Source organism: Thiorhodococcus minor, from assembly GCF_010820565.1.
Taxonomy (GTDB): domain Bacteria; phylum Pseudomonadota; class Gammaproteobacteria; order Chromatiales; family Chromatiaceae; genus Thiorhodococcus; species Thiorhodococcus minor.
In genome coordinates, this window is the sequence record NZ_JAAIJQ010000001.1 from 1 (window position 1) to 26,517 (window position 26,517).

Below are 26,517 nucleotides of genomic sequence, written 5' to 3' on the forward strand. Positions count from 1 at the left end.
CTGGGTCGTCTGGCCTCGATCCGCGCGGGCCTGCGTGACGCGCTGGAGTCAGGCCCCTGGTGCGACGAGGCGGGCTTTGCGCGGCGCGTCGAGCAGGCCTATCGGGAGATGTGGCGGAAATGGTGTCTCGCAGCCCCGGATACGACGCATCGGTCCTCGTCCGATACCTAAGTGCATGACCGTGACGAGACTACACTGCGGGTAGCTTCGCTGCGCGTAGCGGGGCGGTGGTCCCGCGCTTGAGGGCGGTCCCCGATCAGCCCATGGCCGATCGGGGCGGTCAGCGTTTCCTGCTCCGGGGTTGACGTTCCGCCCGGTGCGTTACCGTGGAACAGCACCGCAGCCGTTCGATTTCGTGGGAGCGGTGCCCCGCCGCGACGAGCTTGCAGGCTGCTGCGGCGTCTGCCCCATGCTCCGGGGGTGCCGGAATCACGGCATGGGCGTTAGCGCGAAAGTCCTGGGGCCGTTGCGGACGACCTCGGAGCTCGGAGCAAGAGCCGGATGGCTTACCGAGCTGCGCCGCAGGCGCCCTGGCCAGCCGCCGGTCCGCTCGCTTGGTTCTTGTGGGCGCGCCACCTGTCGCGCCGGGGCCGCGCTCTCACGCTCATGTATGGTTTCTGCCCTGTCTCCGGGGGAGCCAGCTAGAGATAGGGTATCGAGGCTTCCGCTCTATGTCGGGAGCCCGGTCTCGTGTCGGTCGGATTCATCCCGAGGTGGGCTCATCTCTTCGGCGCGCCGCGGCGTATCTGTGACGCGGCTCACGCTCCCTTTGTCGCGAGTTTCAGATTCGCCACGCCTAGCCGTTATCCAAGGCTGTCAGTGGGCGCGCATCGGTAAGGGAATGGACGGGGCAGCACCCCGCGTCTCATGCAAGATCCGCCGATGGACGCCCAAGACGTCGCTTCGTCGATCGCTATCGCTAAAGGTATCCCCGGCGCCTGCCGTTAACCTTAGCGAACAGCAGAACGTCACCACGGCAGGCCGCTGTCACGTACAGCTCGCCAGTAAGAGGCCCATAGGAGATCCGTCATGGCAATGGTCATCAATTCCAACATCATGTCGCTGAGCGCTCAGCAGAATTTGAACAAGTCGCAGAACTTGCAGTCCCAGACCATGGAGCGCCTCAGCAGCGGTCTGCGTATCAACTCGGCCAAGGACGACGCGGCGGGCTCGGCGATCGTCAGTCGTTTGACCTCTCAAATCAAGGGGCTCGACCAGGCCGTGCGCAACGCCAACGACGGTATCTCGTTGGTGCAGACCGCAGAAGGCGCCTTGAGCGAGTCTTCCAACATCCTGCAGCGCATGCGTGAGCTGGCGGTTCAGTCGGCGAACGGGACCTACACGAGCGGCAACCGCAGTACGCTCAATGCCGAGTCCCAGCAGCTGATCCAGGAGCTGGATCGCATCTCTTCGAGCACCAACTTCAACGGCCTCAATCTGATGGACGGGTCGGTCGGCGAGATCAAGCTGCAGATCGGCTCGGACGCGAACCAGACGATCGGTGTCAGCATCGGCCAGATCGACGCCGAGTCGCTTGGCGTGGAAGATACCGCGGGCGTCGGCTCCTTCAGTCGGACCGGTTCGGCGAACGACGGCACCGTTGCCAACGCCATGGCGAGCGCCGCCACGGACGTCCATGCCCTAGGCTCGGGCGACCTTATCATCAACGGCATTGCGATCGACGGCGCGCAGGCCTCCTACGACACCGCCTCGGCCTACGGCAAGAGCGCGAGCGCAATCTCCACCGCCGCCGCGATCAACGAAAAGAGCGACCAGACCGGCGTGACGGCCATCGTGGGCGCGACCGAGCTGGGCGGTCAAGCCATGACCGTCGGCGGCGGTGGCGCGGTCACGGGCAGCATCAACCTCAATGGTGTCGATATCACGCTTGCGACCGTCGAAGATGATACCTTCGCGACCCGCGCGGGCATCGTCGATGCGATCAACAAGGAAAGCGATCGGACGGGCGTCACCGCCATCGACACCGGCTCCGACAACGGCGGCATCACTCTGCAGGCCGCGGATGGCCGGAACATCACACTGCATCACGCGACAGCAGGAAACTTGACCGAGGCATTGACTGGTCTCGATATCGGTACCAACGATGATGCATCGATCACCACTGGGACGGTGACGCTGGTGTCGGACGGTGGTCAGGATATCAGCATCACCTCTGGAGCCACGGGCAATGCCTCCGACGCCGGCTTCATGGAGGGCACCTATAGCGGGACCAAGACCCAGGTCTCGTCGAACCTCGACGCCGACGCGGCCGGCATGACGACCGCGATGACGGCGGGCAACGTCTATGTCAACGGCGTCTCGGTGGGGCCGTCCTACGCACAGGACGATACCGCCTCTTCCGGTGGTAAGGAGTTCAGCGCCATCTCCAAGGCCGCGGCCTTCAATCTGGTTTCCGACAAGACCGGCGTGACCGCGGTCGTGAACGAAAATCGCGCCGGCAACACCACGGCGCAGACCGCGACCACGGGCAGCGCGGTCTCCGGCTCCATCAACGGGGTTGCGATTGCGGGCTTCAGCACGGTGGGCGATACCAGCGCCGACCGCCAATCGCTGGTGAGCGCGATCAACGCCATCGCGGATCAGACCGGCGTGCGGGCCGTCGACACCGGCGAGGACGGTACCTCGGTCGGCAACGGCGGCGGCGGCGTACAGCTGGTCGCCGAGGACGGCCGCAATATCATCACGAACTTCCTCAACAGCGCGGAGGCTGGCTTCAACGCGGGGCCGCAGACCCATGTCGGCGAGTTCACGCTCACCTCGGACCGGGAGATCGAGATCACCCGCGGCACCAATGAGAATCTCTCCAACTCGGGTCTGAAGGTTGGGGGCTTTGGCGGCGGCGAGGACGGCATGGCCATCAAGAACGTCGACATCTCCACGGCGGAAGGCGCTCAGGAGGCCTTGACGGCGATCGACAATGCGCTTAGCCGGGTGAACGATGTCCGCGCCGATCTGGGTGCCGTGAACAACCGGCTGGACTTCACTATCAACAACCTGTCGAGCATCTCGACCAATGCGGCGGCCTCGCGCTCTCGCATCCAGGACGCGGACTTTGCGTCGGAAACGGCGCAGCTCTCCCGGGCGCAAGTGCTGCAGCAGGCGGGCACGGCGATGCTGGCCCAGGCCAACGCTGCGCCGCAGCAGGTGCTCTCGCTCCTGCAATGATGGTAGCTCTTCGTAGCTGACGGACAGCGGCCTTCCATTCGGAAGGCCGCACCGCTGACACGAAGGAGGCATTCATGGTCAGTGAAGCAAACAATATGGCGGTTGGCGCAGTCCAGGTCTCTCAAGGTCAATCGACGGGGATTTTTCCGCGGCACAATGTGGCCCTTGCAGCCGATGAGCCCCGCGCCAAGCAGGGGACCGAAGCCGCAAGGCTCGAGGGGGAGCGGGCGGATGAAGTTGGCCGCCTCGGTAATCGCGCCGCCAGCGAGGCCGAGTCCGAGGAGGCTGGGCTCGAGCAAGTGACTCAGGCTGTCGACCGCATCAATGAGATGATGCAGAAGGGCAGGAATACGCTGAAGTTCGAGCTCGACGATGACGCAGGACGCATGGTGGTAAGGGTTTTGGATGCGGAGACCGAAGAGCTGATTCGTCAGATTCCGAGTGAGGAAACCCTCAAGTTCGCGGAGTATGTCGAGGGGCTCGTGGGTCTCATCTTCAACGATCAGGCGTGATTACCTGAATCCGGCGGGGAGGTGCTTCGGACGTGGCCAACAACATCATCAGCTCGCTCGGCGCCGGCTCGGGGATCGACATCACCAGTCTCGTTTCCCAGCTCGTGGAGGTCGAGCGTGCCCCCCAGGAGCTGACGCTCGACACGCGCCAGGAGAAGTTGGAGGCACAGATCTCCGGCTACGGGCAGTTGTCGAGTGCGCTCGACGAGCTCAAGGGCTCGATCAGTGCTCTTGCGAACAACGACCTCTTCAACGCGCGCTCCGTGACGGTGCCGAGCTCAGAGGCCATCACGGCCGACTCGGTTGCCCCTGGCGCCCAGACCGGCTCCTACAAGATCGAGGTTCTGGAGGTCGCGAGCGCCCAGTCGCTGGCAATGACGGCGGCTGCTCAGAGCGAGCCCGACAGCGAGCTGGGCAAGTCCGGGCAGATGACCATCCGTTTCGGGGCCTGGACCTACGATGACGACGGCGATCCGGATACTACAGATGCGCCTCTGAGCTTCTCGGTCAATGGCGACCGCGCCGCCTTGACCCTGGATATCGAGTCCTCGGATTCGCTCGAAAGCATCGCGGAGAAGATCAACGGTCAGGGTGCGGGGGTGCAGGCTTCCGTCCTGCAAGTGGACGGCCAGTACCAGCTGATGTTGACGTCGCCCTCGGGCGAGTCCAATGCGCTCGAGATCACCATCGGTGATGGCGCGGTCGGACTCGAGGATTTCGCATTCAACGCGGGCAATTACGCCAACGTGACGGAGACGCAGCAGGCGAGGGATGCCGAGCTGAAAGTCAATGGCCTCAAGGTGACGCGCGACAGCAACACGCTGGACGATGTCGTCTCCGGCTTCCAGTTCACGCTCAACAAGGCTGCTCCCGGCGAGAGCTTCAGCTTCTCCATCACGGCTGACAAGAGTGCCGCGGAAGCGGCGATTAGAGGGTTTGTCGAGACCTACAACGGTTTTCAGGAAGCCGCGTCGAAGCTGGTCGGCTACTCTCGTGACGAGGACAACAATTTGGTGCGCGGCGAGCTGGCCGGAGACAGCACGGCGCGCACGATGATCAACCGGCTGCGTGAGGCGATCGGAAGCGCGGTCCCTGGTGTGGAAAGCGGCTTCACCGCACTGACCAATGTTGGTATTCGCACGGAGCGGGACGGAGCTCTCAGCATCAGCGAGGATGAGCTCACGGATGCGCTCAGCAACAATTTCGCGCTGTTCGAAAGCCTCTTCGCTACGCAGAGCAGCACGACGAACAGTGCTGCGAAGGTGAATCAAGGCAGCTTTGCGTCCAGGGCGGTGTCGGGCACCTACGAGGCTTCGGTGACACGCAATCCGACCCATGGTGAGGTGGCCGCGAGCGCCTTGTCTCATGATTTCGCGGCTCCGCTCGATACCTCGGGCGGGGGCTACAGCTTCAAGATTCAGGTCGATGGAGTCACTTCGAATCTGATCGAGCTGACGGATAGCTATGCGTCGGCCGAGGAGCTGCGCGCCGATCTTCAAGCGCGCATCAATGGGGACGATAATCTCAAGGCGGCAGGCGTTGGTGTGGAAGTCGGCTACGACGTGGCGACTCAACGCTTGAGCTTCCAGTCACGCGAGTACGGCTCCATTTCCCAAGTCGCTTTCACTGAGACTGGGGCAAACATGGGTATGCTGGGTCTCGAGCCAACTCAGGCGCTTATCGTTGGCACTGCCGTGACTCAGGCTGCGTTCGAGAGCAGTACCGATACCTTCACGACTCCGCTGGACGCCGCGGCTGGCGACTATGGCTTCAAGATCAGCGTCGACGGCGTGGAGTCAGGCTCGATCAACTTGAGCGGAACCTATAGCACGGCGGAGGAGCTCCGCGCGGATATTGAGGCGATGGTCAATGCCGACTCCGAGCTCGTCGCCGCTGGTGTCGGCGTGACGGTTGGGTACGATGCCGATAGCGATCAATTCAGCATCACTTCTTTGTCTGGCGGGGCGAGCTCCGAGGTCTCTTTCACGGAGACCGGCGACGACATGGCCGAGCTGGGTATCAGTGAGGCCATGACGGGGACCCGGGGTGTGGATGTCGCGGGTAGCATCGATGGAATCGAGGCCTTCGGCGTCGGGAATGTACTGCTCCCCGATCTCGATTCGAGCGCCTATGGTTTGAATATCAGCGTCAAGGAGGGCGCGGCGGCTCATGGGGATTTCCAGTTCAGCTTCTCTCGCGGGTTCGCGGGCGAGCTGTCCAAGCTGATCGATGATTTCCTCAGCTCATCCGGCGCCATTGCGATGCGCGAGGACAGTATCCAGACCCAGCTCGACAAACTTGACGAAGACCGCGATAAGCTCGATACCCGCATGGAGATGTTGAACAGCCGGCTGCTGGTGCAGTTCACGGCGATGGAGAACATCGTCAATAGCCTTCAATCGACAGGCGATCAGCTCGAAGGTCTCAGCGAGCGCCTGCCCTTCACGGCGAGCAGCTAGCGCGCTCTACGCTTAGGGGTCGTGCGCGCTCATGGGCGGTTTGGGGGCGAGTGAGCATCACAGCTCTACGCGAGCGTGGCGCCGGATCAGCGGCTCGCTCGGGTGGCAGCTTGACAGACACATTCTAGGGCCGTTGCCGCCCTGTCTCATCATCCCGGGGATGCGCTCCCCGCCTAGCTGAGGTCTCTGATTTGGCTTGCCCGGTGGCCGGAGGCTCGGGCGCTGGACGCCCGTTGTGCCCGCCACGGCCGCTTTGCTTCGTTCAGCCGAATGGCGCGGAACAGGTTGTCTCATCGACTCCCGCTCGACCAGCGTCAGCCATTGGTGGGGACGCTGAGTCTGGATCTGTGCGCGGCGTCACGCTGTCCTCTTCGGTTGCGCCGGCTCTGTGAAGCCGGCGATCGCCGAATCGCTAAAGAAAGGTCTCATCGTGCCGTTATCCTGACTGTGCGAGGAGTGGGGAGCGTCGGAGGGTTGACGTGATGCGGGGCTCTCGAGCCGTCTTGGCAAACGTGGTTTCGTATCTATGAACAGGCGAGTGCCGTTCGAGCGCAATGGCTACCGCCAGTGTTAGCGACCGTCGTATGAGTGACAACACCACCTCTCGCATGGAATCGATAGAGCAGCTGAGTGCTCATGCTCAGAGACTTAGGCGCAGAATCGAGGTGACCGGTGCCAGCCCTTCCGATCGTTTCTCGATTCGTGTGATGGACGAAGTCGATCGAGCGACAATTCGACGGATTACAGCGGAGCTAGCGGAGCGGCTCTTGATGTCAGCTCGCAGCTTATCGGCTTGGGTCGCGACTGATGAATTCAATCAACGCCACTCTTGGGAGTGAGACGAGATGTATGGGATGCGCAAAGAGATCAACCAATATCGCCAAGCAGGCCACCTTGCCGAGGCCGCAGTGGCTGATCCACATCGACTGATCCAGATGCTTCTTGACGGCGCTCTCGAGCGGATTGCGGTTGCACGCGGAGCCATGGTGAACGGCAATCCAAAGATCAAGGGTGAGCAGCTTGGGAAAGCCATCTCTATCATCGATGCCTTACGGGAAATGCTCGATCACGAGAAAGGCGGAGAGCTTGCCGAAAATTTGGCGGCGCTCTATGAGTACTCGTCTCGGCGTCTGCTTCAAGGTAGCGCCCGAAACGAGGCTGAAGCGCTTACCGAAGTCTCGAATCTTCTGCGCGAGATCAAGTCGGGGTGGGATGCAGTACCTGACCAGTTAAGGCAGGCATCCTGAGGATCGGGGAGGGCAGCTGGCTAGCCAGTAGGGTTGACCAGCGAAAGTGAAGTCCACCGAATCCCGCGCCAAAGCTGATTGATTGTGCTGAGATTGTCCGGTCTATGTGCAATGACTGACCGAAAGAATGATCGAGACCGGATTGGGTGATGATGTTGTCGATTGCCGGCCACTGACCTGGCAAAGCGCGGCGAAAGTTTGACGTTGTGCGGCTGTATTGCCTACAAGCTCATGATGCCGATTTGGTGAGAGCGACGGATTTCCGTCGCTCTTTTTTATTTCGTTGTAAGTTTTTGTTTAGACTGAGGAATATTATTGGCCCATTAATTGCTTTTTGAAATCTAGGTTCATCTATCCAGGCATGCCGTTGTGAGTCCGACGACCCAAATCGAAAGTCCGCAGCTCAAGCTGGTTTCCTCGACCGCGCACGACGCTCGGCGCGCGGATCAGGGTATCGATCCCGTCCACTTCCTCCAGTCCATGACGGCCTCTCTGGAGCTGGATGAGGTGATGGGGACGCTGGGGCGGTTCCTTTACGACCTGGTCGAGCAAACGGGCTGGGAGTATCGCCGCTCTGAGGGTGACGAGGTCATGACGGGTGGCAAGCCGGATCGTCATCGTCTGGAGTATCTGCTGACGCTCAACGGTGCCGAGATGGGTACGCTCAAGCTGATGAGGGGGCGGCGGTTTTCGGAGTCCGAGCAGGTTGCGATCGAGAGTCTGCTCGGGCTGGCGGCGCCCGCGATCCAGAACGCTGTGCGCTTCTCGGCCGTGACGCGGCAGTTGGAGCGGGATCCCTTGACCGGGCTCGGCAATCGGCGCGCCTTGAAGCTTCAGGGGGCGCAGTGGCTTGCGGACAGCATTCGGCACCAGCAGCCCATCTCGATGCTGGTCATGGACCTTGATCGCTTCAAGGACGTCAATGATACGCACGGTCACCCTGTGGGCGATCGCCTGCTCTGCCGGGTCGCCGAGATTCTGACGGCCTGCACGCGGACGTCGGATCTTTGTGTGCGTCTGGGCGGGGACGAGTTCGTCGTGCTCTTGCCCTGGTCTGGTCTGGCTGACGCCCTGGACTGTGCCGAGCGGATCAGACGTCACTTGGCGAGTGCGCCGATCGAGACGCCAACGGGCGAGCAGGTCGCGGCGCAGGTCAGCATTGGGGTGGCAGGCTATCGCAAGGGCATGGACTTGGATCAGCTCTACCACCAGGCCGACCAGGCGCTCTATGCCGCGAAGCGCTCTGGCGCCAATCGCGTCCTCGCGCTGCCCAGCACCTCTGAGTAGCCGCTAAGTGAACCCGTTGGCATACCGGGCGCGAGGTTTTTCGTAAACTCGCCGCAACATCGGGCTGAGCGGTGGACTTGCTCGGAGAGGGCTTGCGTTTGCGCTCCGAGATCATCCTGGCTCATTGCGCTACCCTCATCCATTCGGCGTCTACGCCGAGCCTTTGAGTCGCCTCCTGTCTGGATCCGCAATCAGGCCGCGGCTCTAGGTCGTCATTGCAGGGAATGCTCAAGTCTGATCCTTGCGTCGAGCGAGCGGCAGCGAATAGGCCGCTGGCTTGGCAGAGCCACGGGTTGTAGGAAGGTATGCCATGAAGAAGTTGCGCTTGAGCGTGAAGCTGATCGTCGGTTTCTCGTCGTTAGCCTTGATCGTCCTGTTCGTCGGTGCGTTCGGCATCAAGGGCGAGACGGATATGCGCTCGCACCTGCTGTCGATCAGTCAGGAATCCCTGCCCATCATCGTCGAGCTGAACCGCCTCAATTACGAGCGGGTGCAGATTCGCGGACAGACCTATGAGATCAAGGGGCTTGCGAGCTGGAATCCCGAGGCGGGCGGGCTGATCGAGCAGGTGATGCGCCAGCGCGTCGCCTCGTGGAGCAATGTCGAGGCCGCGCTCGCGCGTTACGAGCAGCTGCCGCGCAGTGCCGATGAGGCCGCGCTCTATGACGCCTTCAAGGCGGATTACCAGGTCTGGCGCTCGGAGTACGAGGAGCTGGATCAGATCGCTGGGCGAATGGCCGAAGCCACGGATCCAGTCGCCTATGCGGAGCTGCAAGCCGATTATGCGCGTGTGGTGGACGAGACCTTTCTGGTGTCGGATCGCGTTGGCGTGCTCATCGAGTCCATGGTCGCCGTCAAGAATGATGCGGTGCAGTCCGAGCTCGATGATGCCGTTGGGGAGAGCGAGCTGATGGCAAAGCTCTATTCGGGCGGCATCGTCGTGGGGCTGATCCTGGCCGCCGTCTTGGGGACCCTGATCACGCGAGACACCCTCAAGCAGCTCGGCGGGGAGCCGGCGCAGGTGTTGGCCGTCGTCAATCGCTTGGCGGAGGGGGATCTCACCACTTCCATCCCGCTGCGCAAGGGCGATTCCAGCAGCCTCATGGCGGCCATCTCGCGCATGGTGGAGAGCATGAAGCGGCTGCTGCAGGAGGTCTCCAGCGCCAGCTCCCAGGTTGCCGCGGCAGCGGTTCAGCTCGCGGCGACCAGCGATCAGACACGCGAGCAGGTGAAGATCGGCCAGACGGAGACGGATCAGGTCGCGACGGCCATGAACGAGATGACGGCGACTGTCGAAGAGGTCGCGCGTCACGCGAGCGATGCCGCGAGCGCGGCGCAGGAGACCGATAAGGAAACCCAGGCCGGCGGTCAGGTCGTCACGGAGACCATTACGGCGATCGATCTGCTCGCTCAGGAAGTGGAATCCGCAAGCGACGTCATCGCCAAACTTTCGGCCGACAGTGAAGAGATCGGCGCGGTCTTGGACGTTATCCGGGGTGTCGCGGAGCAGACCAATCTGCTGGCCCTCAATGCCGCGATCGAGGCCGCGCGCGCCGGCGAGCAGGGGCGTGGCTTCGCCGTGGTCGCGGCCGAGGTGCGCACGCTGGCGAGCCGCACCCAGTCGTCCATTCAGGACATCCAGGAGAAGATCGAGCGCGTCCAGAATGGCTCGGCCGGGGCGGTCTCCGTGATGGAGAAGGGCCAGTCGATGGCGCGCGAGAGCGTGGCCCAGGCACAGCGTGCCGGGGCGTCCTTCCAGGCCATCAGCGCGGCCATCACCGGCATCAACGACATGAACCGCCAGATTGCGAGCGCGGCCGAGGAGCAGACCGCAGTCGCGGAAGAGATCAACCGGAACATCCATACGATCTCTTCGACCGTCGATCAGACCTCGTCCGGGTCCGAGCAGATCGCGACGGCGAGCGAGCAGCTCGCCAATCTGGCCTCTCTGCTGCAGGAGCGCGTCGGGCAGTTCAGGATCTAACAGGGTCTGTTCGGGCGGTCTGTCCAGCCGAAGTCCGGCAATTTGAGCCGCGAAGGCCCAAAGGGCGCAAAGAAAGGCAAGATTTGTCTTGGGTGGGTGGGGGATGAACCGATGCCGGCGGCGCCACCCCTAGGCGTGTCGGTCTCGAGGCCGACAGGTGTTGACCTGGAGGTCAACACGCCCGGCGCCGCTCAGCCTCTCGAGAGAGGGCTGAGCTGCGTAGGTTGAGCCGACGTAGGAGGCCCAACAATCAGCGCCTTAGCTCGGCCGCTCTGTTGGGCTTCGTGCCTCAGCCCAACCTACTCGATCTTCCTTCCCGACAGTCTCGGAGTACAGCCCACCGGCGTCGACGCGGAATTCGGTGGGCTTCGCGCTCGCTCGTCTGCCCTGGCTGATGGGGAATTCACCGATGCCGGCGGCGCCACCCCTGGGCGTGTCGGCCTCCAGGCCGACAGGTGTTGACCTGGAGGTCAACACGCCCAGCCCCGCTCAGCCTCTCGAGAGAGGGCTGAGCTGCGTAGGTTGGGCCGACGTAGGAGGCCCAACAATCAGCGCCTTAGCTCGGCCGCTCTGTTGGGCTTCGTGCCTCAGCCCAACCTACTCGATCTTCCTTCCCGACAGTCTCGGAGTACAGCCCACCGGCGTCGACGCGGAATTCGGTGGGATTCGCGCTCGCTCGTCTGCCCTGGCTGATGGGGAATTCACCGATGCCGGCGGCGCCACCCCTAGGCGTGTCGGTCTCGAGGCCGACAGGTGTTGACCTGGAGGTCAACACGCCCAGCCCCGCTCAGCCTCTCGAGAGAGGGCTGAGCTGCGTAGGTTGGGCCGACGTAGGAGGCCCAACAATCAGCGCCTTAGCTCGGCCGCTCTGTTGGGCTTCGTGCCTCAGCCCAACCTACTCGATCTTCCTTCCCGACAGTCTCGGAGTACAGCCCACCGGCGTCGACGCGGAATTCGGCGGATTTCGCGCTCGCTCGTCCACCCTGGCCGATCTGATGCCTGAGGTCTTTCTGTGCTCAGAACTGATTGGCGTATCGCAGCACGACTTCTTCCAGCACATTGGGATTCAAGGGCTTGGTGATGTACTCGTCCATACCGGCCTCGCGGCAGCGTGCGGCGTCGGCCTCGAGCGCGTGGACGGTCATGCCGATGATGGGGGTGCGGTTCCCGCCCCGCTCGATCTCGCGCAGGGCGCGGGCGGTTTCGATGCCGTCCATTCCCGGCATGTAGAGGTCGAGGAAGACGAGGTGGAAGCGCTCGGAGCTGTAGCGCTCCACGGCCGCTTGCCCGTCCGTCGCGATGCTGACGTCATGGCCCCATTGCTTGAGCAGGCTGCCGGCGAGCTTTTGCGCGATGGGGTTGTCGTCGACGAACAGGATGCGCAGGCGTTGCCGGTGCTCGGCCAAGTGGTGCCTTGTGACCAGGGGTGCGTCGGACTCCGTCTCGTTGACGCTTAGGAAACGGGTCAGGGTCTCACGCAGCTCCAGCGGTGTCGCCGGTTTGGTGAGGAAGGCGCCGACCCCAGTCTCGCGGCAGCGTCGCGCGTCGCCGCGCTTGCCGGCGGCGGAGACGAGGATGACCTGACAGCGCTCGCTCAGGCCAGCCGCCTTGAGGGCGCTGGCCAGCGCGAAGCCGTCGACGTCGGGGTGCGCGGTGTCGCAGAGATAGACGTCGATGGGCAGATCCTCGGACTGGCTCTTCTGGGCGATCTCCATCGCCTGCTGACCTGTCTCCGCTTCCAGCGTCTCGAAGCCCCATTGTTTGAACCAGTAGACGAGCGCGCGGCGGTTGGCGGTGTGTCCGTCGACGATGAGTGCGCGCTTCCCTGGCCAGTGATGGAGCGGGAGGAGCTGGGTCTCGGTCGGCTGGGCGCGGCGCAACGGCAAGCTGACATGGAAGGTGCTGCCGGTGCCTTCCTGGCTTTCCACCCAGATACGTCCGCCCATCAGATCCACCAGTCGGGCGCTGATGGTGAGCCCCAGCCCTGTTCCTCCGAAGCGTCGCGCAATGGCGGCGTCGCCTTGGCTGAAGGCCGTAAAGATCTCCTCGAGCTTGTCTGGGGGAATGCCGACACCCGTGTCGCTGATGGAGATCTGGATCTCGTCACGCTCGGGGTCATCCAGTGCCCCGCTGGCGGCCGCGATGCGGATCTCGCCCCGATCCGTGAACTTGATGGCGTTGTTGCAGAGGTGGGAGATCACCTGGCGGATGCGGCCCGGATCGCCAAGGCTTTGCTGAGGCAGATCGCCTGCCTGATCGAGGACGAAGCCAAGCCCTTTGTTGCCAGCGGTGAGCGCGAAGGGCTTGAGCGTCTCGCTCAGCATCACCGGGAGATTGAAGGGGATCTCGTCGATCTGCATCTGCTCGGCGTCGATCTTGGCAAGATCCAGGATGTCATTGAGCAGATCCAGCAGGGTGTCGGCGGAGCGGCGGATGAGCTCCATGTAGTCGCGCTGCATCGGATCCAGACCCGAATCGGCGGCAAGCTGGGTCAGGCCCAGAATGCCGTTCAGTGGGGTGCGAATCTCGTGCGTCATGCTTGCGATGAAGCGGCTCTTGGCCAGGCTGGCGGATTCGGTCGCGAGCTGCAGCCGCTGCTTCTCGAGACTCAGCATGGACTCCAGCAGGCAGGCGTGTGCCGCATTCGCGAGCTTCGGCCAGAGCGGAGCGAGCGCATGCTGAGCCTGCGTGGATAGCGCTCCGGTATCCGCGTCGCGGATGAAGAGGAGCACGCCGAAGTCTGGGAGCCGAAAGGCATGTGTCACCCAATCTCCAGTGAGGGAGACGACAGGTAGGCCGGGAGGGCGCTCGGCGAGCGCCCGATCGAGCGCTGCCGGGTGCCATTCCTCCCAGAATGCACTGTAGGCGGGGTGGCGAGGGAGGTCTTCCGGGCTCATGCGGGCAACTGGTGTCAGGTCGTCGTCCGCCGCCTTTGGCGGGTGGAGCTGCAGAACCGCGCCGCCCTGGCCCGCGAGGAGGTCCCGCAACCTGTCGAGAAACCCGTCGAGCATGGCCTCCGGGTCCATGGAGCTGCCGATTGCGAATGAGAGTTTGAGCAGGAGGTCGGTGTCGGTCGCTAGCGTCATGATTGGATGCGAGTCGTGCGAAGAGCCTTAAGGCGATTTCTGTCAATTCCCATACCGTCTGGCTTGTCTTGACGCCCGCCTTCTGTGTCGCCCCGCCAGTCACATCGCCCAGCGATGCTCCTGTCGGCGCTCCGTGAAGGCGGACCTCAATCCGGCGCCACCTGGCATAAGAATGTCCGGCAATCGCCTAAGGAGATAGGCGCCGGGTGCGTCGGTGGGCGCTCGGCACGATTTTCGACGATTCAGGTGAGGGCGTGCGGACAACCGGACGAGAGGTTGCGCGCTAGTGTCGAGGAGGGGGTGTGGAAAAGACAAGGGGGATGACGCCTCATTGCCTTCTAGCGTTGGCGCCGGATCTTTGCGGGGGGAGCTCGGCCGGCTTGAGCGCGGCTGTGCGCTACTGCCGCGAAGGGGGCGGATGCTGCATGCGCTCAGCAGCCTGCCTGATGCGCAGCGAGGGATCGACGAAGAGAAAGTCGGTGTCACCGCCCCTGAGGATCGGTGACACCCTGGTGCCGCTGTGGCTACTCGGAGGCTTGCTGCTCAGGGGCCTCGTCTGGCGTGGCAGCATCTGGCGTCCGCGCGGGCTCGGCCTGCTGGACAGCTTCCGTTGCGGGGCTTGCCTGGATCGATTCCAATTGCTCGGCTTCGGCTTCGGGCTCCGGCGTTGGCATGGCTGCATCCGTCGGGGTCGCTTCCGGCGCAGCGTTCCCGGTTGGCTCGGACCTTGGCTCGTCTTCCGCCATGGGCGTGCTTTCATCCGCCGGCTCGGCCTCCGCGGCCTCATCCTCGACCGGCTCGGGCTGGACGATCAGCTTGGAGCGGTCCAGGTCCAGCAGCCCTTCCAGGTCGTACTTCGACAGCTTGAAGTAGTAGGGCAGGGCATCGGACTTGAGCACATAGTCCTCGCTATCCTCGGGCTTCGAGACGCGGTAGCTGCGCTCGGTGCCGTCGTCCAGGCGGATGCCGATCTCGAGGCGCGGGTCATCCTGCTTGTAGGCCGGGTCGTCCTCGATGCCAAGCACGCCTCGGTAGCGCAGGCCGGCCAGCTTCATGGCGAGGTCCTCGGCGGTCTCCTGATCCAGCGGCTCCTCGCTGTCTGCGAGCGTCCAGCCGTCATCCGTCTTGGTCAGCGCCCAATCCTTGCCGCCGATGGCCGCGAGCGTCTCCTCGTCCAGGCTCAGCAGCCCGGTCTGCGACCAGTCGTCGCGCCGGCTCGAGACATCGGACAGCGCGAGCGGCAGGTCGTAGACGGCGTCATCGCCGGCTGGCCGTCCATAGAGACGGCGGAAGCCGGGCGTCTCGCCCAGGATGAGGGCGACCTCCTCGCCGTCCTTGGTCTCCAGGGTGAGGCGACGCACGAAGTCGTCCTCCGCGACCTTGAAGCGCGTCAGCGATGCCGCGCTGGTGCCGACGGGCAGGGGGCGCTTCAGCTCGGCGACCTGGGTCAGCAGCTGGTCGGCCTTTCTGGCCGTGACCGGCAGGTCGGCGAGCGCGGCGATGACCCAGTCGTCTTCGCCCTTGCGGCTGAGCCGGATGCGCTCGTCGTCCTCCGCGCCCTCGATGGTGATGGCGGTGACCTGATCCGGCTGGATCGCGACGAGCGGCGTCTGCGGGGTCAGCGCCGCCATGCCCGGCTTGCTCAGGCTCTGCCCGAGCGCGATCAGCAGCTGGAGGGCGAGCACCAGCAGCAGCCCCAGGATCAGCGGCGAGCGCAGATCCCGCCCCCAGCCCAGATCGGCCTTCGACGTCTTGATCTGAGTCATGACTGAGTGCCTCCGTTACCCAGGATCTCGGCATAGGCCCGCTCGCGGCGCGCACGGCTCTGGCGATAGAGCAGATAGACCAGCGCCAGGCCGGCGAGCGCCAGGATGTAGTTCAGCGACTCCCAGAAGAGGCGCGTCTGCTGGCCGACGGGCTCGAGCATGCGGCCGAACTGGCCGCGTCCGCGCAGGGCCAGTAGGCCGCGGTCCTCGAGCGACCACTCGGCAGCGTTCTGCACCAGCTCGACCGGCTTGAGGTAGCGCGTCTGGGTCGCCTCGTTGGCCAGGCTGATGGCGGTGTCCGTGAGGAAGCTGGACGAGCCGATGAGGATGAGTCGGGCCGACTCCGGCGAGGACTCGACCACGCCCGAGATGACAGGTGTTTGATCCTCTTCCTCGGCGTCTTCGGTCATGGTCGGATCCGCATCCGCCGCGTCATCGGATGACTCGGCGGTCTCCTCCGGCAGCAGCGGCGAGGGCTTGCCGGCGAAGGGCGAGTCGAAGCGGCCCTCGATGGCGACGGCCAGCAGCTTGCGGCCGGTGTCGTCGCCGACCGGGAAGCCGAGCCCGCCGTGTGCCTCGAAGTCGGGCTGCATGTTGGTGGAGTCGCTGGTCCAAGCGTTGGCGGAGCTCTGGATCAGCGTGGTCACGGTGCGGCTGGCGTTCTTCTCGGCATCGATGCTGATGGGCGACGACCAGTTCATGGTGATCTGACCGAGATTCGCGGTCATGCCGTTGTCTTCCGCCAGCCCGTCGCTGCGCACGTCCGGGAAGTAGGGATAGTCGAGCGTCTGGATCTCACGGACGATGAAGCCGCCGACGTCACGCTCCACCGGGATGGGGAAGGGCGTGTTCTGCGGGTCCAGCACCAGCGCGGGCTCCAGGGTGATGCCCTGATGGCTCAGCCAGTCCTCGAGCCCGGTCTGCGCCTGGCTCGCCGAGATGCTGCCGCCGCTGAGGTCGACCTTGAAGCTGGAGGCGGCCAGCACGACGGTGCCGCCCTGCATCAGGAATTGGTCGATGGCGAACTGCTGCTTTTCGTCCAGTGCCTCGGGTCCCACGACCATGAGCAGGTCGGCGTCCTCGGGCACCTGGCCTGAGCTGAGGTCGGTGTCGCGCACGGAGAAGCTGTCCTGGAGGCTCTGCTCCAGCAGGCTGTAGTCGCCGCCTTGGGGACCGCCCATGAAGGGATTGCTCGGCGCCGCCGGCGGCGTATAGAGGGCGATGGTGCGCATGACGCCGGGCGCGAAGCGCTTGATGCCCGCCTCGATGGCGCGGCTGAGGCCGGCACGGTCCAGCGACTCGGGCAGCGGGATGGGGATGCCCTGCTCGCCGCCCTCCAGGACCATGTAGAAGTAGAAGGGCGTGGGGTCGAGCAGGCTGACGATCAGCGGCTCGAAGCCGTACTCCTCCTTGATGCTGGCCGCCAGGGTACCGTCGCCGGCGTCCGGGTCCTGGATCTCGAAGCCGAACTTGCCCTGAGACTGCGCCTGCAGCTCGCCGAGGACGGACTCCAGATCGCCGCGCAAGGCGGGCAGGGGCTCCGGCAGGGTGTCGGCCGGCGAGATGTAGCCCCTGAGCGTCAGCGGCTTGGTGATGTTGGCGAAGACGTCGCCGCCGCCCTGGTAGCCGTAGAGCACCTTCTTGATGGTGCGCGTGAGGTCGTACTCCGGGTTGCGCAGACGCACGTCCAGGTCGGTCTCGCTGCGCACCTTGACGTCGATGAGGTCCTGGAAGCCGAGCGTCTCGTACTGGTCGCCGTACTTCACCAGGAGGTCGAAGTAGGAGTTGACGACGGCCGCCTGGTACTTGGAGGCGGTCTGGAAGGCGACCGGGCGGATGCCATACTGCTCGCCGGCCTCGCGCTCCAGCTCGGGCGACTGCTGCGGGTCGACGATCTCGACGCGCACCTTGCCCTTGCCGGCGATCTGGTACTCCTCCAGCAGGTCGCGCAGCTGCGGGACCAGCGGGGCCAGCAGCGGGTGGGTCTCGGCGCTGAAGTAGCCGCGGATCAGCAGCGGCTCCTGGAGCTGATCCAGGTAGTTCTCGGTCGCGTCCGAGAGGGTGTAGAGATCGCCGTCGGTCAGGTCGGTACGGACGTTGGTGACGCCCTGCATCCAGAGATTCGCCGCGATCAGGTTGGCGGCCGTGAGCCCTGTGATGAGGGTCCAGCGGTGGTGGCCGCGCGGGTTGGCGGCATGCTCCGCCCAGCGCAGGCGCTCCAGGCTATAGACCGTCAGGGCCAGGAAGGCGCCGACGATGCTCAGGTAGTAGTAGAGGTCGCGTAGGTCGATGACGCCTCGGGTGATGGACTCGAAGCGCGAGCCGGTGCCGATGAGGCGCAGGAGCTCGCCCCCGCTATGGCCGACCAGGCTGGTGAGCGCCGGCGAGCCGAGCAGGTAGAAGACGCCGCACACCAGGGCGCTGCCGATGAGGGCGACGATGGGGTTGTCCGTGCGCGAGGAGACGAACAGCCCGATCGACAGATAGGCCGCCGCCAGCAGCAGGGTGGCGAGATAGGCGCCGATGACCGGACCCCAGTCGAGCGGGCCGAGCAGGGCGACGGTAATGGGCATCGGCAGCGTCAGGGCCAAGGCGACCGTCACCAGGCCCAGGGCGGCCAGGAACTTGCCGAGCACCAGCTTGGGCGTGGCGACCGGCAGGGTCATCAGGCTCTCGAGGGTGCCGGCGCGCCGCTCCTCGCTCCACAGCCGCATGCTGAGCGCGGCGCAGAGGAAGATCAGCAGGATGGGCATCCACTCGAACAGCGGACGGGCGTCCGCGATGTTGCGCGAGAAGAAGGCGTCCACCCAGAAGAAGACGAAGAGGCAGACCGCGAGGAAGGTCCCGATGAAGATGTAGGCCACCGGGGAGCCGAAGAAGGCCGCCAGCTCGCGGCGCGCCACGCGCGTGACTTCAGCCATGGGCCACCTCCTTTTGCTGATGATGCATGCTCTCCAGCGTCACGGCGCCGAACAGCGCCTCCAGGTCTTGGCGCTCGGGCTCCAGGCCGTAGAGTGGCCAGCCCTGCTCGGTGACGGCCTGGGCCACCAGCGGCGAGGTCGCGCGGATGTCGCTCGTCTCCAGGGCGAAGCGCCGCAGCCCGGCCTCCTCGCCGAGGACGCTGACGCCGCTCACGCCCGCGAGCTTGGCCAGGATGGGCTGCGCCTCGCTGGGGTCGCGGTCGAGGCTGACCAGCAGGCGCGGCTGGCGCCCGATGTCGTCGAGCCGGCTGTCGAGGGCCATGCGCCCGCCGCGCATGATGAGCACCCGCCCGCAGACGGCCTCGACCTCCTGCAGGATGTGGGTCGAGATGATGAGCGTCGCGTCCTGGGCCAGCTCCTGGACCAGGCTGCGCATGTGCTGGATCTGCGCCGGGTCCAGGCCGTTGGTGGGCTCGTCGAGGATGAGGATCTTGGGCTCGTGGAGGATCGCCTGGGCCACGCCGACGCGCTGGCGGTAGCCGCGCGAGAGGGTGCCGATGAGCGCCGTCGCCTTGGCCTCCAGCTCGGTGCGCTCCACCGCGCGGCGGATGGTCGCGCGCCTGGATTTCGGCGAGATGCCGTGCAGCGACGCCTGATAGTCCAGGTAGTCCAGCACCGTCATCTCCGGGTAGATGGGGCAGTTCTCCGGCAGATAGCCGATCCGCCGCTGGGCCTCTCGGCGCTGCTCGGCGATGTCCAGGCCGTCGATCCGGATCTCGCCGCCGCTGGGCTCGAGATAGCCGGTCAGCATCTTCATGATGGTCGTCTTGCCCGCGCCATTGTGGCCGAGCAGCCCGACGATCTCACCATGTCCGATGCTGAACGAGACGTCCTGGACCGCCTTGAGCTCGCCATAGCTGCGACTGAGCTCGCGAACCTCGATCATTGAGCTTCTCCTTGGTACTCGATTGCGCGATAGCTTTGGGGCTTCGAGTTCTTAGTTTTCAGTTGTCAGTTGTCAGTTGTCAGTTGGGATTGCTGTCGGCGGGACAATGACAGGCTCGAGGACATGCTGAGCTGGCGCGAATTTCAACCAAGCGCCGTAGGGTGGACAAGCCGCGCGCAGTCCACCGCGCCCGCCACCAGACGCCGCGGCCAGAGTGGATTTCCCTGCGCTCATCCACCCATCGGCCCTAGATGCCTGAGACGCGAGTCAAGCCGACCGCCAACACCTCACCGGCGCGGATTTCAACCCAGCGCCGTAGGGTGGACAAGCCGTGCGCAGTCCACCGCGCCCGCCACCAGACGCCGCGGCCATGGTGGATTTCCCTAAGCTCATCCACCCATCGGCCCTAGATGCCTGAGACCCGAGTCAAGCTGACCGCCAACACCCCACCGGCGCGGCTTTCAACCCAGCGCCGTAGGGTAGACAAGCCGTGCGCAGTCCACCTTGCCTGCCACCAGAGGCCGCGGCCAGAGTGGATTTCCCTAAGCTCATCCACCCATCGGCCCTAGATGCCTGAGACGCGAGTCAAGCCGACCGCCAACACCTCACCGGCGCGGCTTTCAACCCAGCGCCGTAGGGTGGACAAGCCGTGCGCAGTCCACCTTGCCTGCCACCAGACGCCGCGGCCAGAGTGGATTTCCCTGCGCTCATCCACCCATCGGCCCTAGATGCCTGAGAGGTGAGCCTAGCTGACCGCCAACACCCCACCTGCGCGGATTTCAACCAAGCGCCGTAGGGTGGACAAGCCGTGCGCAGTCCACCTTGCCCGCCACCAGAGGGCGCGGCCATGGTGGATTTCGCTGCGCTCATCCACCCGACGGCCCTGGCTGCCTGAGACGCGAGCCAAGCTCGCCGCCAACACCTCACCGGCGCGGATTTCAACCAAGCCGATGAGGTAGCGCAAGAGGGGGCTGCCGCTGGGGCGGATCCGCCGCTCATGGCTAGAGGGAAAATGGCTTACAGGTCAAGCGCTAAGGTGTAAGCCTCAGCCGCCGAGGGCATGGTTAAACTTTGGTAAGGGCCCTATGCGGATGATTGACCTGCGGTTTTCAGGGGCTCTGATGCCAGAGAAGCGGCAGCCGATGGATCCATGGGAGCGGCGCCCCGCCGCGACCGGTGCGGTTGGAGCAGGCCTGGTCGCGCCGGGGATGGCGCTCCCATGCGATGTCCGCCCAGCGACGGAAGATCGAATCGCTCTCGCGCCCCTCAATCGACCTCGACCAAGACCCGTCCGTGCGTCTGTCCGGCCAGCATCCGTTCGAAGACATCCGGGAGTCCTTCGAGCTTGACGGTCTCCGTCAGCATGTCCTCCAGTGCTTGCGGTCGCCAATCGTCCGCAAGGTGTCCCCAAAGGTCTTTCCGCAGCGGGGGCGGGACGTCGACCGAGTTGCAGCCGAGCAGGCTGGCGCCGCGCAGGATGAAGGGCATGACGGTGGTATTCAGCTCATGCCCGCCCGCGAGCCCGATGGCGGCGATGTTGCCGTTCGGGACGACGGTGCGGGTGATCTGGGCCAGCATTTCGCCGCCGACGTTGTCGACCGCGCCGCCCCATTCGGCTTTTTCCAGCGGGCGCTTGGCCTCGGCCAAGGCGTCGCGGCCGACGATGCGGCTCGCGCCCAGGGATGTCAGCCAGTCATGCAGCGCGGGCTTGCCCGAGACGGCGACCACCTCGTAGCCGAGCTTGGCGAAAATGGCGACGGCCATGGAGCCCACGCCGCCGCTGGCACCTGTCACCAGGATGGGACCCATGTCGGGGCGCTGGCCGTTGGTGAGCATGCGATGCACGGCCAAGGCGGCCGTGAAGCCGGCGGTGCCGAAGATCATCGCTGATCGGGCGTCGAGCCTTGCTGGCATGGGAACGAGCCAGTCGCCCGGCACGCAGAGATACTGGGCATAGGCGCCGTCGTGGTCGAAGCTCAGCCCCCAGCCGGTGGCGATGACGGCGTCGCCCGGCTTGTAGTCGGGGTGGTCGGACGCCTCGACCTCACCGGCGCCGTCGATGCCGCCGACCAGCGGGAAGGTGCGCAGGATCTTGCCCTTGCCGGTCCCTGCCAGCGCGTCTTTGTAGTTCACGGCGGAGTGGGCGACGCGAACCAGAACCTCGCCAGAAGCCGGCTCGGGCTTCGGTAGCTGCTCGATCCCGGCGTGATGGCCTTGGTCGTCTTTATGGATACGAAAGGCGGAATAGGTGGTTGCAGACATGACAAATCTCTCGACGCTTCGCAGGTTGATCGAAGGGCTGCTGTGGGTTGGTCCGGTGCTCAGGATAACGTCCGAGCGGGGCCAGGTGGACTTCGCTCGCGCTCGTCCACCCTACGCGGCTCGCGGGTGAGTCAGCCTGCGTTGCCCGGCTCAGAGCAGCAGGCCATCCTCGTACTGACAACTGACAACTGACAACTGACAACTGACAACTGACAACTGACAACTGACAACTGACAACTGACAACTGACAACTTCTCAGGTGACGACCTCGACCGGAATGAGTCCGATCTTGCTCCGCCATTTCGCGGGTCCGGTCTGGTGCACAGATTCGCCGCGGCTGTCGACGGCGACCGTGACCGGCATGTCCTCGACCTCGAACTCGCGGATGGCCTCCATGCCGAGGTCTTCGAAGGCGACGAGTCTGGACCCCTTGATGGCCTTGGCGACCAGGTAGGCGGCGCCGCCGACCGCCATCAGATAGACGGCGCCGTGGCGCTTGATGGCCTCGATGGCCGCTGGGCCGCGCTCGGCCTTGCCGACCATGCCGATGAGACCGGTTTGGCCGAGCATCTGCTCGGTGAACTTGTCCATGCGGGTGGCCGTGGTTGGGCCGGCGGGGCCGACGACTTCGTCGCGTACCGGATCGACCGGGCCGACGTAGTAGATGAATCTGTTGGTGAGGTCGACGCCCTCGGGCAGCGATTCGCCGCGATTGAGGAGGTCGACGATGCGCTTGTGGGCGGCGTCGCGCCCGGTCAGCAGCTTGCCGGAGAGTAGCAGCCGGTCGCCCGGCTGCCAGGCGGCGATGTCCTCGCGCGTCAGGTCGTCGAGATTCACCCGCTTGGCGCTGCTGTCCGCCTCCCAGACGATGTCCGGCCAGTCATCCAGGCTGGGCGGCTCCAGGGCGACCGGACCCGAGCCGTCCAGGGTGAATTCCAGGTGCCGGGTCGCCGCGCAGTTGGGGATCATGGCGACCGGCAGCGAGGCCGCGTGCGTGGGATAGCTGTGGATCTTGACGTCGAGGACGGTGGTCAGGCCGCCGAGCCCCTGGGCGCCGATGCCGAGTGCATTGACCTTTTCATGCAGCTCCAGCCTCAGCGCTTCGAGCGGGTCCGCCGGGCCGCGCGCCTTGAGCTCATGGATGTCGATCGGCTCCATCAGGGCTTCTTTGGCCATCAGCATGGCCTTTTCGGCCGAGCCGCCGATGCCGATGCCGAGCATGCCCGGCGGACACCAGCCGGCACCCATGGTCGGCACGGTCTTGAGCACCCAATCGACCAGGCTGTCGCTTGGATTGAGGATGGTGAACTTGGACTTGTTCTCCGATCCGCCGCCCTTGGCCGCCAGTTTGACCTCGACGCTGTCGCCCGGCACCAGCTCCATGTGCAGGATCGCGGGCGTGTTGTCGCCCGTGTTCTTACGCGCTCCGATCGGCGGGGTCACCATGGAGGCGCGCAGGATATTGTCCTTATGGGTGTAGGCGCGGCGCACGCCCTCGTCGACCATCGCCTGGACGCTCATCTGGGTCTCCCAGCGCACCTCCATGCCGACCTTGAGGAAGACCACGACCATCCCGGTGTCTTGGCAGATGGGACGATGGCCCTCGGCGCACATGCGCGAGTTGTAGAGGATCTGCGCCATGGCGTCGCGCGCGGCGGCGGACTCCTCGGCCGCGTAGGCGGCGGCTAGGGACTGGATGTAGTCGCGCGGGTGGTAGTAGGAGATGAACTGCAGGGCGTCGGCGATACTCTGAATGAAGTCGTTCTCGCGGATGGTCGTCATGGGGCTCGGCATCTATCTGTGGGGCCAGGGGCGCTTGAGTATAGCCATGGTGCAGTGCGGAATTCGATGGGCCAACCCTGGCTTCGAAGGGGGGCGCAAAAAAGTGCTTGCGCAGGCCGAAGGGCGCCTGTAATATGCGCGGCTCCTGACGACAGGCGCGTAGCTCAGTTGGTTAGAGCACCACCTTGACATGGTGGGGGTCGTTGGTTCGAGTCCAATCGCGCCTACCAATTCCGAAAAGCTGCCAGCCTTCAGCGATCAGCTTTCAGCATCCATCCGCTGAGAGTCGGGCGCTGAGGGCTGGCGGCTTTTTTGTTGCCGACAGGATTCATCGCTCCCGCCGCTCTTCTGAAGGGTCAGGGCCGCGCAAACCGCATCATGTGATCCCTCGTATCGATCACCACTGAGACCAGGACCTCGACATGCCTCTGATTACGCTCCCCGACGGCTCTCAACGCCCGTTCGATCAGCCCGTTTCCGTCCACGACGTCGCCGCCTCCATCGGTCCCGGACTTGCCAAGGCCGCGCTCGCCGGGCGTGTGAATGGCGCGCTGGTGGATACCAGTTACGTCATGAGCACGGATGCGGAGCTCGCCATCGTCACCAGCAAGGACGAAGAGACCGCCCTCGAGCTGATGCGCCACGACGCCGCGCACGTCATGGCTCAAGCCGTTCAGGAGCTCTATCCGGGGACGCAGGTGACCATCGGTCCGGCGATCGAGAACGGCTTCTACTACGACTTCGCGCGCGACGAGCCCTTCACGCCGGCGGACCTCGAGCAGATCGAGGCGCGCATGCACGAGATCGTCAAGCGCAATCTGCCGATCGTGCGCGAGGTGATGGATCGCGAAGAGGCCAAGCGGGTCTTTGGCGAGCTGGGCGAGCAGTACAAGGTCGAGATCATCGACGACATCATCCCCGAGGGCGAAGCGGTCTCCATCTATCGCCAGGGCGACTGGTTCGACGTCTGCCGCGGCCCGCATCTGCCGAGCACCGGCAAGCTGGGCAATGGCTTCAAGCTGACCAAGCTGGCCGGCGCCTACTGGCGCGGCGACTCCAGCAACGCCATGCTGCAGCGCATCTATGGCACGGCCTGGCGCGACAAGAAGGAGCTGAAGGCCTATCTGCGCCGGCTGGAAGAGGCGGAAAAGCGCGATCACCGCAAGCTCGGCAAGCAGCTCGATCTCTTCCACTTCCAGGACGAGGCGCCCGGCATGGCCTTCTGGCATGCCAAGGGCCGGGTGATCTACCGGCTGGCCGAGGCCTACATGCGCGAGAAGCTCGACCAATACGGCTATCAGGAAGTCGAGACGCCCCAGGTGCTCGACCGCTCGCTCTGGGAGCGCTCTGGCCATTGGGAGAAGTTCGCGGACGACATGTTCACGACGCACCTGGACGAGCGCGACTACGCCATCAAGCCGATGAACTGTCCCGGCCACATTCAGCTCTTCAATCAGGGGCTGAAGAGCTACCGCGACCTGCCGCTGCGCATCGCCGAGTTCGGCGTGGTGCACCGCAACGAGCCCTCTGGCACCCTGCACGGTCTGATGCGCGCGCGCCGCTTCACCCAGGACGACGCCCACGTCTTCTGCACCGAGGAGCAGCTTCAACCCGAGGTTGCGACCCTTATCGAGATGGTCTTCGAGACCTATCGCGACTTCGGCTTCACCGAGATCGAGCTGGCGCTCTCGCTGCGGCCGGAGAAGCGCGTCGGCTCGGACGCGCTGTGGGACAAGGGCGAGGCCGCGCTGGCGAAATCGCTGACCGACAAGGGGCTGGAGTACAAGGTCAAGCCGGGCGAGGGCGCCTTCTATGGCCCCAAGATCGAGTTCACCCTGCACGACAGCATTGGTCGCGCCTGGCAGTGCGGCACCATTCAGGTCGATTTCTCCATGCCGGGCCGCCTGGGCGCGCACTATATCGCCGAGGACAACAGCAAGCAGACGCCGGTCATGATCCACCGCGCCATCCTGGGCTCGGTCGAGCGTTTCATCGGTATTCTGATCGAGCACTATGCCGGCTTGCTGCCGGTTTGGCTCTCGCCCGTGCAGGCGGTCCTGCTCAACATTACGGATCGTCAGGCGGCTTTTGTCGAAGAGGCCGCTAAGACGTTGCGCAACAAGGGCTTCCGCGTCGAGACAGACTTGAGAAACGAGAAGATCGGCTTTAAAATCCGCGAGCACACCCTGCAGAGGGTACCCTACCTGCTCGTGGTAGGTGACCGGGAGGTCGAAGCCCGGTCCTTGTCTGTTCGCGACCGCCAAGGCCAAGATCTCGGCACTTTCACGCTCGACGCCTTTTCGGAGCGGCTGAGCGAAGAGGTCGCGAACCGAATCCACTAGCGTATGGCTAGGCGGGCCGGCTTGCGATGCTGCTGGTCCGGCCAATTCTATTTGCGTATTTGGAGGAGCTTGCTATCGCCGCACCAAAGAGAAACCGCGTCAATAACGACATCAACGTGCCGGATGTTCGGCTCATCGGCGCGGATGGAAATCAAGTTGGGGTCGTGAGTACGCGTGAAGCGATGGAGCTCGCCACCGAGGCAGAGCTCGACCTCGTCGAGATCGTTCCTAATGCGGACCCGCCGGTTTGTCGATTGATGGACTACGGTCGGTTTCTCTTCGATCAGAAAAAGAAGAAGAACGAGGCCAAGAAGAAGCAGAAGCAGGTTCAAGTCAAGGAAGTCAAGTTTCGCCCAGGGACGGACTCAGGAGACTATCAGGTCAAACTACGCAACCTGACGCGTTTCCTACATGAAGGGGATAAGGCCAAGGTCACCATGCGTTTCCGCGGGCGTGAGCATGCCCACCGCGAGCTCGGTTTGGAGCTGTTGCGGCGAGTGGAGGCGGACCTGGCCGAGATCAGTGTCGTCGAGCAGCAGCCGCTGATGGAAGGGCGGCAGATGGTGATGGTGCTGGGCCCCAAGAAGAAATAGCGACGATCAAGACGCCGGCCTCGGGGCGAGTCCCACTGAGCGAGGCCAGAGGAAGCATCGGGCGCCGCTCTGGCGCCCGATGCTTTCCTGGCGTTTGCGCGAGGCGGGCGGGTGTCTTCGTCGCATCACATCACATCAGCAAAT

Annotated in this window: 14 protein-coding genes and 1 tRNA gene; 9 read left to right on the top strand and 6 right to left on the bottom strand. The window is 64.4% G+C overall.

All coding sequences use genetic code 11. The features are described 5' to 3' along the window. Positions 1–1,029: 1,029 nt before the first annotated feature. From G3446_RS00005 to G3446_RS00030, 6 genes are all read left to right on the top strand, one after another. Complete coding sequence (locus G3446_RS00005) at positions 1,030–3,186, top strand: flagellin N-terminal helical domain-containing protein (RefSeq protein ID WP_164450344.1); 2,157 nt, start codon at positions 1,030–1,032, stop codon at positions 3,184–3,186. Positions 3,187–3,260: 74 nt separating this feature from the next. After that, complete coding sequence (locus G3446_RS00010) at positions 3,261–3,698, top strand: flagellar protein FlaG (RefSeq protein ID WP_245232213.1); 438 nt, start codon at positions 3,261–3,263, stop codon at positions 3,696–3,698. A gap of 32 nt (positions 3,699–3,730) precedes the next feature. Continuing rightward, positions 3,731–6,157 carry a flagellar filament capping protein FliD gene (fliD, locus tag G3446_RS28895; protein WP_164450345.1) on the top strand — a complete coding sequence of 809 codons (2,427 nt, stop codon included), beginning with the start codon at positions 3,731–3,733 and terminating at the stop codon, positions 6,155–6,157. Positions 6,158–7,002: 845 nt separating this feature from the next. Next, complete coding sequence (fliS, locus tag G3446_RS00020; RefSeq protein ID WP_164450346.1) at positions 7,003–7,404, top strand: flagellar export chaperone FliS; 402 nt, start codon at positions 7,003–7,005, stop codon at positions 7,402–7,404. Positions 7,405–7,773: 369 nt separating this feature from the next. Continuing rightward, positions 7,774–8,691 carry a diguanylate cyclase gene (locus G3446_RS00025; protein ID WP_164450347.1) on the top strand — a complete coding sequence of 306 codons (918 nt, stop codon included), beginning with the start codon at positions 7,774–7,776 and terminating at the stop codon, positions 8,689–8,691. 310 nt (positions 8,692–9,001) lie between these two features. Continuing rightward, positions 9,002–10,675 (top strand): HAMP domain-containing methyl-accepting chemotaxis protein, encoded by a 1,674-nt coding sequence (locus G3446_RS00030; RefSeq protein ID WP_164450348.1) that lies wholly within the window; start codon positions 9,002–9,004, stop codon positions 10,673–10,675. A gap of 1,016 nt (positions 10,676–11,691) precedes the next feature. Here the strand turns inward: G3446_RS00030 and G3446_RS00035 are convergent. From G3446_RS00035 to G3446_RS00060, 6 genes are all read right to left on the bottom strand, one after another. After that, positions 11,692–13,761, bottom strand: coding sequence for a response regulator (locus G3446_RS00035; protein ID WP_164450349.1), 2,070 nt, complete (start codon positions 13,759–13,761; stop codon positions 11,692–11,694). 524 nt (positions 13,762–14,285) lie between these two features. Beyond that, positions 14,286–15,527, bottom strand: a complete 1,242-nt coding sequence (locus G3446_RS00040; protein ID WP_164450350.1) for a DUF4340 domain-containing protein — start codon at positions 15,525–15,527, stop codon at positions 14,286–14,288. Then, on the bottom strand, positions 15,524–18,448 hold the full coding sequence (locus G3446_RS00045; protein WP_164450351.1) for a Gldg family protein: 2,925 nt from the start codon (positions 18,446–18,448) through the stop codon (positions 15,524–15,526). Before G3446_RS00045 ends, G3446_RS00040 begins: the two co-directional genes overlap by 4 nt. Beyond that, positions 18,441–19,394, bottom strand: coding sequence for an ABC transporter ATP-binding protein (locus G3446_RS00050; RefSeq protein ID WP_164450352.1), 954 nt, complete (start codon positions 19,392–19,394; stop codon positions 18,441–18,443). Before G3446_RS00050 ends, G3446_RS00045 begins: the two co-directional genes overlap by 8 nt. Before the next feature lie 1,266 nt (positions 19,395–20,660). Further along, positions 20,661–21,656 (bottom strand): YhdH/YhfP family quinone oxidoreductase, encoded by a 996-nt coding sequence (locus G3446_RS00055; RefSeq protein ID WP_164450353.1) that lies wholly within the window; start codon positions 21,654–21,656, stop codon positions 20,661–20,663. A gap of 255 nt (positions 21,657–21,911) precedes the next feature. Continuing rightward, entirely contained in the window at positions 21,912–23,438 is a 1,527-nt protein-coding gene (locus G3446_RS00060) for a fumarate hydratase (protein WP_164450354.1), read from the bottom strand. A 153-nt stretch (positions 23,439–23,591) separates the two neighbouring features. Between G3446_RS00060 and G3446_RS00065 the strand changes: the two genes are divergently transcribed. The 3 genes from G3446_RS00065 (at position 23,592) to infC (ending at position 26,373) form a co-directional block, all read left to right on the top strand. Beyond that, positions 23,592–23,668: transfer RNA gene (locus G3446_RS00065), tRNA-Val, on the top strand. A 192-nt stretch (positions 23,669–23,860) separates the two neighbouring features. Continuing rightward, a complete protein-coding gene (gene thrS / locus G3446_RS00070) occupies positions 23,861–25,780 on the top strand; it encodes a threonine--tRNA ligase (RefSeq protein WP_164450355.1) in 1,920 nt (639 codons plus the stop codon). Between the two features lie 26 nt (positions 25,781–25,806). Next, on the top strand, positions 25,807–26,373 hold the full coding sequence (gene infC, locus G3446_RS00075) for a translation initiation factor IF-3 (RefSeq protein WP_209262194.1): 567 nt from the start codon (positions 25,807–25,809) through the stop codon (positions 26,371–26,373). Positions 26,374–26,517 lie beyond the last annotated feature (144 nt).

Excerpts from the sequence above, each read along its gene's own strand:
- G3446_RS00005 (WP_164450344.1), top strand. The coding sequence starts at position 1,030 with ATGGCAATGGTCATCAATTCCAACATCATGTCGCTGAGCGCTCAGCAG.
- G3446_RS00010 (WP_245232213.1), top strand. The coding sequence starts at position 3,261 with ATGGTCAGTGAAGCAAACAATATGGCGGTTGGCGCAGTCCAGGTCTCT.
- fliS (WP_164450346.1), top strand. The coding sequence starts at position 7,003 with ATGTATGGGATGCGCAAAGAGATCAACCAATATCGCCAAGCAGGCCAC.
- G3446_RS00030 (WP_164450348.1), top strand. The coding sequence starts at position 9,002 with ATGAAGAAGTTGCGCTTGAGCGTGAAGCTGATCGTCGGTTTCTCGTCG.
- G3446_RS00035 (WP_164450349.1), bottom strand. The coding sequence starts at position 13,761 with ATGACGCTAGCGACCGACACCGACCTCCTGCTCAAACTCTCATTCGCA.
- G3446_RS00040 (WP_164450350.1), bottom strand. The coding sequence starts at position 15,527 with ATGACTCAGATCAAGACGTCGAAGGCCGATCTGGGCTGGGGGCGGGAT.
- G3446_RS00045 (WP_164450351.1), bottom strand. The coding sequence starts at position 18,448 with ATGGCTGAAGTCACGCGCGTGGCGCGCCGCGAGCTGGCGGCCTTCTTC.
- G3446_RS00050 (WP_164450352.1), bottom strand. The coding sequence starts at position 19,394 with ATGATCGAGGTTCGCGAGCTCAGTCGCAGCTATGGCGAGCTCAAGGCG.
- G3446_RS00055 (WP_164450353.1), bottom strand. The coding sequence starts at position 21,656 with ATGTCTGCAACCACCTATTCCGCCTTTCGTATCCATAAAGACGACCAA.
- G3446_RS00060 (WP_164450354.1), bottom strand. The coding sequence starts at position 23,438 with ATGACGACCATCCGCGAGAACGACTTCATTCAGAGTATCGCCGACGCC.
- thrS (WP_164450355.1), top strand. The coding sequence starts at position 23,861 with ATGCCTCTGATTACGCTCCCCGACGGCTCTCAACGCCCGTTCGATCAG.
- infC (WP_209262194.1), top strand. The coding sequence starts at position 25,807 with ATGCTGCTGGTCCGGCCAATTCTATTTGCGTATTTGGAGGAGCTTGCT.